This window comes from Streptosporangium becharense, from assembly GCF_014204985.1.
GTDB lineage: Bacteria > Actinomycetota > Actinomycetes > Streptosporangiales > Streptosporangiaceae > Streptosporangium > Streptosporangium becharense.
This window is the reverse complement of the sequence record NZ_JACHMP010000001.1, coordinates 3,137,420-3,151,360: the sequence shown is the minus strand read 5'-3', so window position 1 is coordinate 3,151,360 and position 13,941 is coordinate 3,137,420. Positions and strand designations below refer to the sequence as shown.

Below are 13,941 nucleotides of genomic sequence, written 5' to 3'. Positions count from 1 at the left end.
GATCGCTTCCCCCGACGGTGCTTGACTCGGGACATGGAGCTGGCCTTCGAACGCCGCGGAACGGGGTCCCCCCTGGTCCTGCTGCACGGAATCGGACACCACTGGCAGGCGTGGTCACCGGTGATCGACCGTCTCGCCGCCGAGCGGGACGTGATCGCCGTCGACTTCCCGGGGTTCGGCGCCTCGCCGCCGCTGCCCCCCGGGACGCCGTACACGGCGGAGACCCTCGCCGACGCGGTCGAGTCCTTCTGCGCCATGCTCGGGCTGCAGGCCCCCCACGTGGCGGGCAACTCGCTGGGGGGCTACGTCGCCCTCGAACTGGCGGCCCGGGGGGCGGTCCGCACCGCCACCGCGCTCTCGCCCGCCGGGTTCTGGAACCGGACGGAACTCGCGTACGCGCGAGCCGTCCTGCGCGCGGCCCGGGCGTCGGTCCGGGCCGTCCCGCCTGAGCGTGCCCACGTGGCCGCGGAGCACCCGTCCGGCCGGATCCTCTCCGCCGGTCTGCTGGTGGCCCACCCCTCCCGGCTTCCCCCGCAGGCGCTGCTCGCGGCCCTACGGGCGCTGCGGGACGCTCGCGGGTTCGACGCCACCCTGGAGTCGCTCGCCTGGCTGATGCCGCCCGCCCCGCCGAAGGTGCCCATCACGATCGCCTGGGGCCGGCACGACCGGCTGCTGTTGCGGCGGCAGGCCGTGCGGGCCGCGAGATGGTCGGGGCAGCGGGTGAAGCTGCTCGCGGGCTGCGGTCACGTGCCCATGACCGACGACCCGGAGCTGGTGGCGTCCGTGCTGCTGGAGGCGTCCGCGTAGCCGCGCTCGCGCGGGCCCGCGGGTGCCCGGTCACGGGGACGACCGGGAAGCCGCGGGGCGCGGCGGGTGGCTCGCGGGGTGCGGCGGGTGGCTCGCCCTGGCGGAACGTCCGCCCTAGCGGAACGTCTGCCCTAGCGGAACGTCTGTCCCCAGACGGCGAGCATCACGATGACGAACGCGACCATGACGCCCGCGTACGCGACCGGGCCGAGCCGGAGGGCACGCCGTACCCGGTTCAGGCCCCAGGCGAACAGGAACGCCAGGAAGACCAGCAGAATCAGTCCGCTGTCCATCGTCACCACCTCGGGAAAGGGTTCGCTGACCAGTATGCGTCGGCGGTGCCGTTTCCGAGGCGGGTAACCGCGGGGCGGATCTCATGAGATCGTTGCCCATCGTGAACAGATCGCTCAAGTCAACGCACGTCGTCCTGGTGGCCGCCCTCGCGATGGGCCTGTCCGCCTGCTCGGGCGGGGACGGTCCGTCGGGGGCGGCACCGGCCTCCACCGTGACGGTGACCGCGCCTCCCTCCGCTCTGCCCTCTCCTCCCGAGACGCCCGCGGAGACCGGTGTGCCGTTCACGACCCCGCCGGAGGCGTCCACGCCGTCCCATCCTTCCCCCAGCGTGCCCGGCGGACGGGGCACCGACGCCACCGTGCTCGGGCAGATCGCCCTGCGGGGAGCGGACCGGATCACGGTGACCCCGGAGAGCGACAAGGAGGTGGAGGTGCTCCTGACGCCCTTCACGGTCGTCCTGGACGTGCAGGGGACGGTCTGCGACGACGGCGAGCTCCCGCACCGGTGCTCCGGGGAGCAGCTGCAGAAGGTGCTCAAGAAGGGCGGTGTCCTCTTCGCCAAGGTGACGATCAAGGATGGGACGGCCATCCAGATCGAGGAGATCGTCCAGAACTGACGGTTCCGGCCGATACCCGTCGGCGGACGCCGCACCCGGGGCGACGGCGAGTCTCACGGCGGGACCGCCGAGCCCCGGAACCGGTGGTGCCGGCGCGGCCGGGGCACGGGTGATCGAGCCCCGGGGATCGGCGGTCCCGCCGCGACCGGGACGCGGGGCGAGCGAGCCCGAAGTCGGTGGTTCCGTGACGGCGGGGCAGGCGCGATCGAGCCTGGAGGCGGTGGTCCCGTGACGGCCGGGGCGTGGGGCGGTGGCCGCCGCGCGGTCAGAAGCCGAAGGAACGGCCGATGATCTCCTTCATGATCTCGGTGGTTCCGCCGTAGATCGTCTGGACGCGGCTGTCCAGCCAGGCCTTCGCGACGGGGTACTCGGTCATGTAGCCGTAGCCGCCGTGCAGCTGGAGGCAGCGGTCGATCACCTTGGTCTGGAGCTCCGTGGTCCACCACTTGGCCTTGGCGGCGTCCACCGCGCTCAGCCGCCCGGCGTTCAGCTCCCGGATGCACTTGTCCACGTAGTGCCGGGCGATCTCCACCTCGGTGTCCAGCTCCGCCAGGACGAACCTGGTGTTCTGGAAGCCGCCGATGCTGCGGCCGAAGGCGGTGCGGTTGCGGCAGTACTCGATCGTGGTCTCCAGCACGCTCTCCGCCGCGGCCACCGCCATCACCGCGATCGACAGGCGCTCCTGCGGCAGGTTCCGCATGAGCTGGAAGAAGCCCTGCCCCTCCTCGCCGCCGAGCAGGTTGTCCGCCGGGACCCGCACGTTGTCGAAGAACAGCTCCGCGGTGTCCTGCGCGTGCATGCCGATCTTCTCCAGGTTGCGGCCCCGGGTGAAGCCCTCCATGCCCCGCTCGGCCACCAGCAGCGAGATGCCCCGGGCACCCGCGCCGGGGTCGGTCTTGACGACCGTCACGACCAGGTCGGAGTTGATGCCGTTGGTGATGAAGGTCTTCTGCCCGTTGACGATGTAGTGGTCGCCCTCGCGTACGGCGGTCGTCCGGATGCCCTGCAGGTCGCTGCCCGCACCGGGTTCGGTCATCGCGATCGCGGTGATGAGCTCACCGGAGGTGAACCCGGGCAGCCAGCGTGCTTTCTGCCCGTCGTCGGTGAGGTCGACGAGGTACGGCGCCATCACGTCGTTGTGCAACGAGAAGCCCAGCCCGGACGCACCGATCCTGATGATCTCCTCGACGATCACGGCGTTGTAGCGGAAGTCCGTGACGCCCGATCCGCCGAACTCCTCCGGCACTCCGAAGCCGAACATCCCGATCTCGCCGGCCTTCTTCCACACCTCACGGGGGACGATGCCCTCCTTCTCCCAGCGGGGGTGGTGGGGCACCACCTCGCGGGCCAGGAAGTCACGCACGGTCTCGCGGAAGAGCCCGTGCTCCTCCTCGTAGAGGTCTCGCTGCATTGTCCGCCTCCTTGGGATCCGTGATACAGAATACAATTCTGTTACTTCCAGGTACACCCATACCGGCTGCTCAGGTTGCCGGCCGGGAAACGGGGTGGTAAGGGCAGATCACAACTCCGCCACGGTCTTCGGGGGAAAGCGGCATCTCGCTGCGCCGAAGAGGGGTAAACCGTACGATCTACCCTGGTTTGCTATGGGCATGCCTGTGGCCGGCGGCCCTCGTGATCGGAGTATGTGGTGGTTCGGTGGCGGTCTGGGGTCCGTAGGTCTGTCGCGGTTGCCGTCGTGGGCCTGGTGGCCGGTGCGCTGGCCACGCTGTCTCCCGGCTCGGCGCGCGCCGAGAACGCCGAACTCGTGGTCGACTACAAGTGCACCGGCGGGATCGCGCTGAACGGCGGCACGGTCAACCTCCGGACGAGGGTGTCGATCCCCACGACGCTCAAGGTCGGCGAACCGCTCAGCGTCGGCTGGAAGCTCGGCTACATGCAGGACCCGACCCGGTTCGGCTCGCCCGACTACTTCGCGCCGGGGGCCCAGGTCAAGGTCACCGGGAACGTGCAGCTCTCCGGCATCTGGACCGGTGTCCTGCAGCCGATCGGCAGCGTGACGCAGCCCAACCAGCTCCAGCCCGGCACCATCCTGAAGCTCCCCGAGGGGATCGCCGACGCCGCCCACACCCACGCGGCGGGCACCCTCAAGGTCACGCCCCGGAAGTTGTTCGTGGACTTCACGCCGCCGGCCAGTGAGGTCATGGTCAACGACGACGACCCGCGGGTCCAGTACGAGACGGGCTACTGGGAGGACCTGAACGACCAGCCGGCGAACAACAACGACCACCACCACGACATCCACCGCACGGTGGAGGGGAACGCCAGGGCCTCCCTCCAGTTCACCGGCACCGGAATCGAGTACGTCGCCCAGCGCGACCACCGGGCGGGCAAGGTCAAGTTCTACATCGACGGACAGCTCGCCACACCGGCCTCCGTCGACGCCTCCAAGCTGCCCGACGGCACGCCGTCGAACGACGCCAACCGGGGCGGGCTGACGCTGTGGCGCTTCCTCGGGCTCGACTACGGCAAGCACACCATCCAGGTGGTGAACGAGGAGCACGGCAAGTGGGCACAGCTCGACGCCTTCCGGGTGATCACCAGGGAGCTGAAGAACCCGCCGAACGAGTACCGGGCCACGTGCGATCTCGTCAGCGCGCCGGTGTCGGTGAACGTCGTCATCTCGGACGGGGCGAGCCAGTCTCCCACCCCCACCTCGACGGGCACGGTGGACCCGACGGGAACCCCCACGATCACTCCCACCGGCACTCCCACGACCACCTCCACGGGTACTCCCACCGGCGGTCCCACGACCCCCGGACCGACGAATTCGACCCCCACGGGCACCGGCACGACGCCGCCGCCGGGCGGGGCGAAGGGCACCAGCACGACCACCTCCACCCCCAAGCCGACCTTGACGGTGACCGCCACCGTCACCCCCACCAGACCCACCCCCACCACGCCGCAGGTGATCATCACGCCCAGCGGCGGCGCGCAGACGGGTGAGGCGCCGGACCAGGGAGGCTCCGGGCTGGGGCTCGTCGGGGCGGGGACGGCCATGGTGGCCGGAAGCGTCTTCGGCGGTGTGGCGTTGATCAGGCGGCGGGCGGCGCACGCGCGCGGCCAGGGGTAGCTGAAGGGGGCTTTTCGGATGTACCACGGACCCGTGCAGGGTGGTCCCGATCCCTACCACGGCGGCGGTCCCGCGCCGGGGCGGAAGGGCGGCATGCTGCTGCCCGCGCTGCTCGTGGCCGGGTCGCTCGGCGGGGTCGGGGTGATCATGGCGGGGCTGCTCGCCTACCTCACCCCGGCGGTCGACGAGGAGACGTACGGGCCGCCGGTGCCGCTGGCGGCCGACAGCACCCTGCCGCCGCAGAACGCCCCGGCCGGCGGCCCGCAGGTGCAGAACCCGGCCGGAGTCCTGCCGTCCTCGGTCGGCCCGGGGGGTCTGGACGTGCCGCTGACGCCCGCGGCGCCCACGGCGCCGCCGCCGCTGCCCGTGGTCGCACCCCCGCCGCCGCTCAAGAGCGACGGAGTGAAGCCCCGGCGGCTGGCCATCCCCAAGATCGGCGTGCTGGCCCCGCTGATGGCGCTCGGGGTCGACGCCAGACGCGAGATCCAGACCCCTCCGCTGAGCAGGCCGAACCAGGCCGGCTGGTACAAGCACGGCCCGATCCCCGGGCAGCAGGGGCCCTCGGTGATCCTCGGCCACGTCAACACCCGTAAGGGTGCCGCCGTGTTCAGCCGCCTGAAGGAGATCCGGCGCGGCGACAAGATCAAGGTGTCCCGTTCGGACGGCACCGTCGTCGAGTTCACCGTCGACGGGGTGGAGCAGGTCAGCAAGCAGGCGTTCCCGTCCAAGCGGGTCTACGGCAACACCGGCGAGGCCACTCTCCGCCTGATCACCTGCGGCGGCGTCTACAACAGCAAGACCCACCACTACACCGACAACATCATCGTCTACGCGACCCTCTCCAAGACCCGTCGCGCCTGACCGCCTCCCGGGCCCGCGCCTGGCCGTCTTCCGAATCCACGCCGACCGCTTCGCTGACCCCTGCTGGACCGTCCTTCCGGGCCCGGGATCGTCTCGCGGGCCCCTGCCGGACCGTCTCGCGGGCCCGCGCCGGGTGATGACCGGGTTCCCGACACGGCACCGCCCGCCGCCCGGTCACGGCCCGCGCCGGCGGGCGAGCACGGACGGTCCGGTCTCCGGATCACTCTGGTGGGGGATGCCGGATCAGCCGGACGGTGGGTGCCGCCGGAACCGGCGCGGGACTACCGTTCTCCGGGGCGGGGGTGACGACCCGGCATGCGACGGCCTCACCGAGCCGGCTGCCGGGAGCGCGGCCGGTGTGCGGCTGCACGTGCCGCGGGGGCAGCCCGTCCCGGCGGCCGATGTCCTTCCCGGATCTCGGGCGTCGCCGGCCCCCGCACCGCGCTCAGCGGTACGCGAACCGATACGGGAGTGATGGTCATGAAATGGGTGCCGTGGCTGGGCGCCGTGCTTTTGGTGGCGGGCCTGGGCGCCGGGGTGCTGAGCGGTGTCGCGCTCTCCCGGGCGAGCGAGACGCGGGAACGGATCGACAGCAGCCTCCAGAGGGCGTCCGAGTTGATCAGCGAAGCGGAGACCGTCAAGGAGACCGATCCTGCGAAGTACGAGGAGTTGCTGGCGGAGGCCAGACGGTCGACCAATTTCGCCGAACTCGACCAGCAGGAGTACTTCACCCAGTCCGATGGCGGGTGGTACCTGGCCGGCGGCGCCGGAGCGGGTGTCATCGGCGGCACCGTCCTGCTCGCGGTGTACCGCTTCAGGATCGTGCCCCGGCAGCGCATGGCGCAGTGGCAGGCCCCGCAGCAGCCGGGGATGTGGCCGCCCGCCGTCTGAGCATCGCCTGGTAGGCGGGCCCGGGCGTCGTTAGCCGCCTGGACGATCCGGGTAGAGAGCTATTCGTATAGGTATGCCCCCCGAACAAGGACGAGTCGGGGGGTGCTCGGGTGAGCGTGACGCGGGCCGGTGTGCTGGCCGTGGTGATAGGGATGGCGATGGCCGGTGCCGTCCAGAATCCGAAAGCGGGGGGCGACCGACCGTCGGGCTGGACGCTCGGGTGGCCGGGAGAGGCGGGGCACAGGCAGCCGGAAGGCAAGACGGCCAAGCGGCCCGGGGACCGGTCGGTCGGCCGGCCGGGGCGGGTGATCGTCGGGCGGCAGAGGAGCGGCGCGGCCGAGCGGCACCGGAGCTGGAAGTTCCGGCGCTCCGACAGACCCGCCAAGCGGCACTGGAACCGGTCGTCCGGGCGGGCGGACGGCTGGATCACCAGGCGTCACGGGAACTGGTGGACCACCAGGCGCCACGGGAGTCCGTGGTCCGCCGGCACCGGGCGTGCGCGGCCGTGGGCCGCCGGCGCCATGGGCACGCGGTTCGGTGGAACGCGGTCCACCGGGGCGGGGTACCGCCTGTCGCGGGGGACGGCGGTCGGTTGGTCCGCACTCCCCGTGGCCACCCGGCCGGACCGTGACGACCGTGCGCCGATCGTCATCGCGCACCGCGGCGCCAGCGCCTTCCGGCCCGAGCACACGCTCATGTCCTACCGGGCCGCCATCCGGATGGGAGCCGACTACATCGAGCCCGACCTCGTCTCCACCAAGGACCACGTGTTGGTCGCCCGGCACGAGAACGAGCTCTCGGCGACCACCGACGTCGAGGCCCACCCCGAGTTCGCCGGCCGCAGGACAACCAAGATCGTGAACGGCCGCCGGAGTACCGGCTGGTTCACCGAGGACTTCACGCTGCCTGAGCTGCGCACCCTGCGGGCCATGGAGCGCTACCCCAAACGGCGGCGGGACAACACGGCCTACGACGGGGTGGCGCTCATCCCGACGCTGGACGAGATCATCCGGCTCGCGCAGCGGCACGGCGTGGGTGTCTACGCCGAGACCAAGTCCCCGAGCTACTTCGCCTCGATCGGGCTGCCCCTGGAGAAACCGCTGCTGGAGACCTTCCGCCGGCACGGCTGGGAGGACGCGCAGGATCCGGTGTTCATCCAGTCGTTCGAGACCCGCATCCTGCGGGAGCTCCGTCCCGTCACGCGGCTGCGGCTGATCCAGTTGATCGGTGCGACCGGCGCCCCCTACGACCTGATGGCGGTGGACGACCCGCGTACCTACGACGACCTCACCACCGCCGAGGGGTTGCGGGAGATCGCCGGTTACGCTGACGGCATCGGGGTGTCCACCAGGCGGATCCTGGCCGCCGGCCCCGGCGGGAGACTCGGGAAACCCACCTCGCTCCTGCGGGACGCCCACCGGCAGAACCTCCTGGTGCACGTCGCGACGATCCGCAGCCACAACGCGTCGCTCCCGGCCGAGTACCGGCGCGGTGAACCCGGCACACGCGCCTACCGGCGCGCCACCGGGGACGTGGCGGGGTGGCTGAGGCGGTTGTACCGCCTCGGCGTGGACGGGGTCTTCGCCGATGATCCCGGTGTCGCCCGCACCGCCCGGGACAGGTTGCGCGCCGGCCGGTACGGCGCCCGGGACACCACCGGGCGGGGAGTCCGGCCGAGCTCCGGCGCGAGTGCGTCCCGGGAAGCCGCCGGCAGCGTGTAGGGCTCCGATATCCGGGGCCGGCCGTCCGGGCGACCCTGCCCCGCCGTTCCGGCGTCTCCCACCGGAGTCAGGTGCCTGCGGGCACCTGGCCGCCGTCCCTGTTCCCGGTCGGGGCGTGGCGGAGAGCGGGAGGCCGGGTGCGGACGGCAGGCGGCCGGCCCGCAACGGGGGTGTGCGCGCGACGGTAGTCGCCGGGGGTCCGCCCCGACCAGGCGCGGAAAGCGAGATGGAAGCCCACGCCGGAGTGGTAGCCGACACGCTCGGCGATGCGGCCCTGCGTCAACTCGGTGTCGGTCAGCAGCCGCGCCGCCTCCTGCATTCTGCGGGCGGTCAAGTGGCGCATCGGGGACTCCCCGACCAGTTCACGGAAGGTCGCCGCGAACGCCGAGCGCGACAGCCCCGCCTCCGCCGCCAGCGACTCCAGCGTCCACGGCTCGGCGAACCGGTTGTGCACGGCGAGCAGCGCTCTGCTGATCGCGGGGTGGCGCAGTGCGCGCAGCACGGGCTCGTCCGGGGCCAGCTCGCTGAGCGCCACGCGCAGAGCCAGCACGAATGCCAGTTCGAAAGCACGCAACGCCACCAGTCGCCCACCGGGCTCGGCGTGCGTCCACTCCTCGGCGAGGCGCCGCAGCGTGCCATCCAGCAGCGGCTGCCTCGCGAGTGCCACGCGGTCCAGCACGAACACCGGCGGCAGCGCCCGGTACAGCGGGGCGGCAGCCACACCGTCGTAGTGCAGACCGCCGCAGAGCATGGTCGTCACCGGACCCGGGCCGTCGATCTCCACGGCGCGCACGGCGCCCGGCGCTCGCCCGGGGACCACGGTGTCCAGCGGGACGGCGGCCCTGCCCGGCCGGTCGGCGAGCCGGTGCGCGCTGCCGTGCGGGAAGACCGCCAGGTCACCCGGGTGCAGCCGGATCGGCCCGGCCGTCTCCGGCAGTTCCACCGTGCACTCGCCTTCCTGGACGTAGTGCAGGATCGCGCAGTTCTCCCTCTCACCCGCGACGCCCCACGGCGCCCGCGCCGACCACCGGCTGTGGAACAGGCCGTGCAGGCGCAACGGGGCCAGGAGATCGCTCAGCAGGTCGTCATCGGACTCCATGGACGATCCTTAAAAATCAAGGGATTCTTGCTTATCGAGCGTACTGTGCCGGGCCTCGAAACTGGTCTTCATAGGTGAGTCGACCAGATGGGGAGTGTGCTCGATGGCGTCTGATGGAGGATTCCGCTGTCTTGTGATCGGCGCGACCGGCGCGCAGGGCGGCGCCGTCGCCCGGCTGCTGGCGGCGCGCGGTCACGAGACCCGGGGGCTGATCCGCTCACGGGAGGCCGCGGGCCGCCTGCCCGAGGGGGTCGAGCCCGTCGTCGGTGACCTCGGCGACTCCGCGGGGCTGAAGGCGGCGTTCGCGGGGGTGACGCACGCGTCGGTGCTGCTGCCCATGGTGTACGAGTCCGAGACGTCGGCCTCGTACGTGCGCAACGTCGCCGACGCGGCGCTCGCCGCGGGGGTGGAACGCCTGGTGTTCAACACCGGCAACCGCGTGCCGGAGGCCGTCACCGGGGTGGCGGCGTTCGAGACCCGGCGGACCGCCGCGGAGGCACTGCTCGCCTCGGGCGTGCCCACCGTCGTCCTGCGTCCGCCGGTCTACCTCGACAACCTGTGCGCACCCTGGGCGGCCGGGCCGATCGTCCACGACGGCGTGCTGAGCTACCCGCTGCCCGCCGAGACCCCGGTGGCCTGGCTCGGCCACGCCGACCTCGCGGCGGCGACCGCGGCCGCGCTCACCCGCGACGGCCTGGCCGGCGCCGTCCTGGACATCGGCGGAGGCGACGTGGTGACCGGCCCGGAGCTGGCCGCGGCGCTCGGCGCCGGGCTCGGTCGGCGGGTCGAGTACGTCGCCCAGGATCCCGCCGAGTTCGAGGCGGGCCTGGCGTACGCGATCGGCGCCTCGCCCGCGACGGAGGTGGCGGCGGCGTACCGCTGGGTCGCGGAGAGCGGCCCCGCGCTGTACGGCGGTGGCCCCGCCGAGGTCGAGGAGCGTCTCGGCATCCGGCTCACGCCGCTGCGCGACTGGATCGCCGCCCAGCCCTGGCCCGCCCTCGCCGGGCAGGGCCGGTGAGCGCGGCGGACGAGGCGGCGTGCCGGGCGGAGATCGTCCGGCTGCACGGGGTCATCGAGCGCTGGCTGTCGGGAGAGGCGCCGCGCACGCCTGAGGAGTTCGCGGCCTTCGCCGACGCTCACGGGCCGGGGTTCACGATGGTCGAGCCGGACGGCACGGTGCTCGACCGCGAGCGGGTGCTGACCACGGTCGAGAGCGCGTACGGCACCTCTCCCGGGCTCGTGATCGAGATCCGGGAGGTGCAGCTGGTGGCGGTCGGTGGCCCGCTGCTCGTGGCGACCTACCGGGAGTCGCACCGCGCCGGCGGCGCGGCCCGCCGCTCCACCGTCGTGCTGCTGCGCGACCCGGCCGCCCCCGGCGGCTTCCTCCTGCGCCACCTGCACGAGACCTGGGTCTCCCGGTGATCCGGTGACGCTTTGAGAACACGGTTGGGACCCGTGTTCGACCTGCCGATCGTCACCGTGGTGCTCCGCGCGGTCCTGCCGTGAGTGCGCGCCGGCACGGCCGGTCGCGGTCCGGAAGAAGGCGTAATCCGTAATAGTGCACATCAGGGATTATGTGTGTATTCCTCCGCAGAAGGAGGGCGGGTGACTTCCTAGTGTGAGCGGCGTCGGAACGGACCGCACACGCTCCACAGGAGGAAGACCATGAACCCGACACGCGCTCTGCTCGCCGGTGCCGCCCTGGCCGGTTCGCTGCTGGCCGGCGGCCTCGCGGCTCCGGCGGCGACGGCGGCCACCGTCCCGGCCGCGGCGCCCGTCCCGGCGGCCCCGCTCTCCGCTCCGGCGGTGTCGGCGGCGCTCGGTGGCAAGCACTTCTTCGGCCCGTACCACTCGGCGTTCGGCGGCGGGGAGAGCTTCGGCAAGCGTTCGTACTTCAAGGGCTACTGGGTCAAGACCGGTGGCCGGTACTGGTTCTACGGTGATCTGGTCGACCGGGACCGGGACCGCCACTACAGCTACGTGTGGTTCCGCTGGCACGACCGCTCCGGTCACCACACCAAGGTGTTCAAGACCTTCCGGCACGCGGGTTTCGCCGAGTTCGGCGGGTTCCGCACGAGCAAGGGCTTCGACGACTTCAAGATCCGGGTGTGCGAGGGCACGGACAAGTTCGACGACTGCGGCGGCTGGGGCGACGCCTTCTGAGGCCGTTCGCCCCTCCCGGCCCCGCACGGCACCGCGCCGTGCGGGGTCGCACCGGGTGGGGCGGGCACGGCCCGATCGCATGCCGCTCGGACGCCCGCCGTCAGATCGGCTCGGCGAGCAGGCGCCGGGCGACCTCCAGGTCGGTGATCAGCACGTTGATCCAGCCGCCCCGGAGGGCGGCCTTGATGGCGGAGTACTTCCGCTGGCCGCCGGCGACGGCGACGCGGCGCTGCACGGAACGGAAGGTGTCGACGCTTATCCCCACGACCCGCCGGTCGAAGGCGGAGTCGACCACGTCGCCGTCGGCGTCGAAGAAATGCAGGCAGACGTCGCCGACGGCGCCCAGGGAGCGGAGCTCCTCCTGGTCGGCCTGGCTGACCGCGTTGCCGCTGCGCAGCAGGAGGGGGGAGGGCTCCAGGCTGCCGATGCCGACCAGCACGACGGTCAGCTCGCGCCACTGGGACATGACGTCGACGACGGCCGCGTCCTGGAGCAGGGCGTCGCGGATCACGGGGGTGCCCACGACGCCGGCCGACGGGACGAAGACCGGCCTGGCCCGGGTGACGTCGGCCAGGCGGCTGATGAGGCGGGTGGCGTGCACCTGCGCCTCGGGGCTGCCGACGCCGCCGACGACCTGCATGACGCGGTCGGCGACCTGCACGCTCTTGGGGTGCATGCGGTCGACGGCGGCCAGCAGCGTCTCGCTCCAGGAGGAGATGCCGATGACGTCGCCGCCCTTGAACGTCGTGTCGAAGTAGGCCGCCGCGGCGGACGCCAGGGCCGGGATGACGTCGCCCTGGGCGCCGTCGGCGTCGACCACCACGGCGTCCCGCAGCGAGTACCGTCGTTGCAGGTCCTCTTCGAGCTCGGTGTGCACACCTTCCGGGAGGACGACCACGGTGCGCACGATGCCCCTGGTGATGGCCTCCTTGAGCAGGCGGGAGACGCGCGGCTGCGAGATGCTGAGCGCCGCGGCGATCTCCGGCTGCCGCATGCCCTGCTCGTGATACATCCGGGCCACGCGCGCCAGCAGGCGCAGATGGTCTGTGGCCACGGCGCGGCCGGAGCCGTGGATCCGCCCCATGTCGGGGACGACCATGCACCGCCTCCTGTTCGACGTGTGGAAACCGGCTCTGTCTTCGATCCGCCCGACGGGGGGTGACGCGGAGCCGGTGGCGGCGTGCGGGGAGGACCGAATTCCTTCTCACCCGCGGCCGACGACTCAGCGTACCGCTCGGATCCCTTCCGCGCCCGGCGAGCCCGGACATACGGGCGGCCGGACCCGGCCGTACGGGGACGGGGTGCGGGGACGGACGGCCCGTCCCCGCACCGCGGTCACTTCCGGCCGAAGACGCCGAACTCGTCGGCGTTCTCCTTGGTGACCAGCTCGCAGTCGATGGACTGCTTCTCCTCCTTGCCGGTGGAGCCGTTCTTGATGAACGCGTCCGCCTGCTCGACGGCGCTCTGCGCGGCCAGCGCGGCCGGCTGGAGGGCGGTGGCGTGCATGTCACCGGCCTTGATCGCGGCGATGGCGTCGGGGCTGCCGTCGAAGCCGACGACCACCACCTTGTCGAGCATCCCGGCGGCCTTGAGCGCGGCCACCGCGCCGAGCGCCATGGTGTCGTTGCCCGCGATCACGCCCTGGATGTCGCGGTTCTTCTGGATGATGGTCTCCATCTTGGTGAACGCCTCCTGCTGGTCCCAGTTGGCGCTCTCCTTGGCCACGAGCTTCAGGTCCGGGTACTGGGAGATCACGTCCGAGAAGCCCTTGGACCGCACGCTGGCGTTGGTGTCGGACTCCTTGCCGACCAGCTCCACGTAGTTGCCCTTCTCCTTCATCGCCTCCACGAACGACTGGGCGGCCAGCTGGGCACCCTGGGAGTTGTTGGAGACGATCTGCGCCTTGGCGACGCCGGTGGCGTTGATCTCACGGTCGATCAGGAAGACCGGCACGCCGGCCTCGGTGGCCTTGCGGACCGGGCCGATCGAGGCGTCGGCACCGGCGTTGTCCAGGACGATCGCCTTGGCCTGCCGGGAGATGGCGGCGTCGATCAGCTCGCTCTGCTTGTTGGGGTCGTCGTCGTGGGAGGCCACCGACGTCTCGTAGCCCAGCTCCTCGGCCTTGGCCTTGGCGGAGTCGGCCTCCGCCTTGAAGAACGGGTTGTCGTGGGACGGGGTGATGATGGCGATCAGCCCGCCCGCCTGGCCGCCGCCTCCGCCGGTCGGGCTGGCGGAGACCGCCTGCGCGCCGGGCGAGCTCTGCGCCGGTGCGCCGGTGCTTCCGCACGCCGCCAGCAGCGAGGTGCCGGCGAGGAGCGAGAGCGCGAGGCCGACACCGCGGCGACGCATGGACTCAAGGATGGGAACGGACATCTCCGACCTCCGGAAGGTGGTGAAC

The 13,941-nt window shown here is 72.0% G+C and carries 14 protein-coding genes; 9 read left to right on the top strand and 5 right to left on the bottom strand.

Features of this window, described 5'->3' with window-relative positions:
* Window positions 1-33: 33 nt before the first annotated feature.
* On the top strand, window positions 34-807 hold the full coding sequence (locus F4562_RS13480; RefSeq protein WP_184538151.1) for an alpha/beta fold hydrolase: 774 nt from the start codon (window positions 34-36) through the stop codon (window positions 805-807).
* 131 nt (window positions 808-938) lie between these two features.
* Here F4562_RS13480 and F4562_RS13475 read toward each other — a convergent pair whose 3' ends face one another.
* Complete coding sequence (locus tag F4562_RS13475; protein WP_184538153.1) at window positions 939-1,100, bottom strand: hypothetical protein; 162 nt, start codon at window positions 1,098-1,100, stop codon at window positions 939-941.
* 101 nt (window positions 1,101-1,201) lie between these two features.
* On the opposite strand from F4562_RS13475, the gene F4562_RS13470 reads away from it, so the two are divergent.
* Window positions 1,202-1,717 (top strand): hypothetical protein, encoded by a 516-nt coding sequence (locus F4562_RS13470; protein WP_184538154.1) that lies wholly within the window; start codon window positions 1,202-1,204, stop codon window positions 1,715-1,717.
* A 265-nt stretch (window positions 1,718-1,982) separates the two neighbouring features.
* Here F4562_RS13470 and F4562_RS13465 read toward each other — a convergent pair whose 3' ends face one another.
* Window positions 1,983-3,128 (bottom strand): acyl-CoA dehydrogenase family protein, encoded by a 1,146-nt coding sequence (locus F4562_RS13465; RefSeq protein WP_184538156.1) that lies wholly within the window; start codon window positions 3,126-3,128, stop codon window positions 1,983-1,985.
* A gap of 285 nt (window positions 3,129-3,413) precedes the next feature.
* Between F4562_RS13465 and F4562_RS13460 the strand changes: the two genes are divergently transcribed.
* The 4 genes from F4562_RS13460 (at window position 3,414) to F4562_RS13445 (ending at window position 8,281) form a co-directional block, all read left to right on the top strand.
* Complete coding sequence (locus F4562_RS13460) at window positions 3,414-4,808, top strand: hypothetical protein (protein WP_184538158.1); 1,395 nt, start codon at window positions 3,414-3,416, stop codon at window positions 4,806-4,808.
* Window positions 4,809-4,826: 18 nt separating this feature from the next.
* Window positions 4,827-5,669, top strand: coding sequence for a class F sortase (locus F4562_RS13455; protein WP_184538160.1), 843 nt, complete (start codon window positions 4,827-4,829; stop codon window positions 5,667-5,669).
* A 480-nt stretch (window positions 5,670-6,149) separates the two neighbouring features.
* Entirely contained in the window at window positions 6,150-6,560 is a 411-nt protein-coding gene (locus F4562_RS13450) for a hypothetical protein (protein WP_184538161.1), read from the top strand.
* Between the two features lie 110 nt (window positions 6,561-6,670).
* Entirely contained in the window at window positions 6,671-8,281 is a 1,611-nt protein-coding gene (locus tag F4562_RS13445) for a glycerophosphodiester phosphodiesterase family protein (protein WP_311733816.1), read from the top strand.
* A gap of 67 nt (window positions 8,282-8,348) precedes the next feature.
* Here the strand turns inward: F4562_RS13445 and F4562_RS13440 are convergent, their stop codons facing one another.
* On the bottom strand, window positions 8,349-9,380 hold the full coding sequence (locus F4562_RS13440; RefSeq protein WP_184538163.1) for an AraC family transcriptional regulator: 1,032 nt from the start codon (window positions 9,378-9,380) through the stop codon (window positions 8,349-8,351).
* Window positions 9,381-9,483: 103 nt separating this feature from the next.
* On the opposite strand from F4562_RS13440, the gene F4562_RS13435 reads away from it, so the two are divergent.
* The 3 genes from F4562_RS13435 (at window position 9,484) to F4562_RS13425 (ending at window position 11,543) form a co-directional block, all read left to right on the top strand.
* Window positions 9,484-10,398 carry an SDR family oxidoreductase gene (locus F4562_RS13435; protein WP_184538165.1) on the top strand — a complete coding sequence of 305 codons (915 nt, stop codon included), beginning with the start codon at window positions 9,484-9,486 and terminating at the stop codon, window positions 10,396-10,398.
* Window positions 10,395-10,802, top strand: coding sequence for a DUF4440 domain-containing protein (locus F4562_RS13430; protein ID WP_184538167.1), 408 nt, complete (start codon window positions 10,395-10,397; stop codon window positions 10,800-10,802). Before F4562_RS13435 ends, F4562_RS13430 begins: the two co-directional genes overlap by 4 nt.
* 243 nt (window positions 10,803-11,045) lie before the next feature.
* Complete coding sequence (locus F4562_RS13425) at window positions 11,046-11,543, top strand: hypothetical protein (RefSeq protein WP_184538169.1); 498 nt, start codon at window positions 11,046-11,048, stop codon at window positions 11,541-11,543.
* Window positions 11,544-11,643: 100 nt separating this feature from the next.
* Here the strand turns inward: F4562_RS13425 and F4562_RS13420 are convergent, their stop codons facing one another.
* Together F4562_RS13420 and F4562_RS13415 are read right to left on the bottom strand one after the other, a co-directional pair.
* Window positions 11,644-12,642, bottom strand: a complete 999-nt coding sequence (locus tag F4562_RS13420; RefSeq protein WP_246473422.1) for a sugar-binding transcriptional regulator — start codon at window positions 12,640-12,642, stop codon at window positions 11,644-11,646.
* Window positions 12,643-12,878: 236 nt separating this feature from the next.
* Window positions 12,879-13,892: a D-ribose ABC transporter substrate-binding protein gene (locus F4562_RS13415; RefSeq protein WP_184538171.1), complete on the bottom strand. Its 1,014-nt coding sequence runs from the start codon at window positions 13,890-13,892 to the stop codon at window positions 12,879-12,881.
* Between the last annotated feature and the right edge of the window lie 49 nt (window positions 13,893-13,941).

What these genes read in the sequence shown, in the direction of transcription:
- F4562_RS13455 (WP_184538160.1), top strand. Translation starts at nt 4,827, where the DNA reads ATGTACCACGGACCCGTGCAGGGTGGTCCCGATCCCTACCACGGCGGC.
- F4562_RS13450 (WP_184538161.1), top strand. Translation starts at nt 6,150, where the DNA reads ATGAAATGGGTGCCGTGGCTGGGCGCCGTGCTTTTGGTGGCGGGCCTG.
- F4562_RS13475 (WP_184538153.1), bottom strand. Translation starts at nt 1,100, where the DNA reads ATGGACAGCGGACTGATTCTGCTGGTCTTCCTGGCGTTCCTGTTCGCC.
- F4562_RS13425 (WP_184538169.1), top strand. Translation starts at nt 11,046, where the DNA reads ATGAACCCGACACGCGCTCTGCTCGCCGGTGCCGCCCTGGCCGGTTCG.
- F4562_RS13480 (WP_184538151.1), top strand. Translation starts at nt 34, where the DNA reads ATGGAGCTGGCCTTCGAACGCCGCGGAACGGGGTCCCCCCTGGTCCTG.
- F4562_RS13420 (WP_246473422.1), bottom strand. Translation starts at nt 12,642, where the DNA reads ATGGTCGTCCCCGACATGGGGCGGATCCACGGCTCCGGCCGCGCCGTG.
- F4562_RS13440 (WP_184538163.1), bottom strand. Translation starts at nt 9,380, where the DNA reads ATGGAGTCCGATGACGACCTGCTGAGCGATCTCCTGGCCCCGTTGCGC.
- F4562_RS13415 (WP_184538171.1), bottom strand. Translation starts at nt 13,892, where the DNA reads ATGCGTCGCCGCGGTGTCGGCCTCGCGCTCTCGCTCCTCGCCGGCACC.
- F4562_RS13465 (WP_184538156.1), bottom strand. Translation starts at nt 3,128, where the DNA reads ATGCAGCGAGACCTCTACGAGGAGGAGCACGGGCTCTTCCGCGAGACC.
- F4562_RS13435 (WP_184538165.1), top strand. Translation starts at nt 9,484, where the DNA reads ATGGCGTCTGATGGAGGATTCCGCTGTCTTGTGATCGGCGCGACCGGC.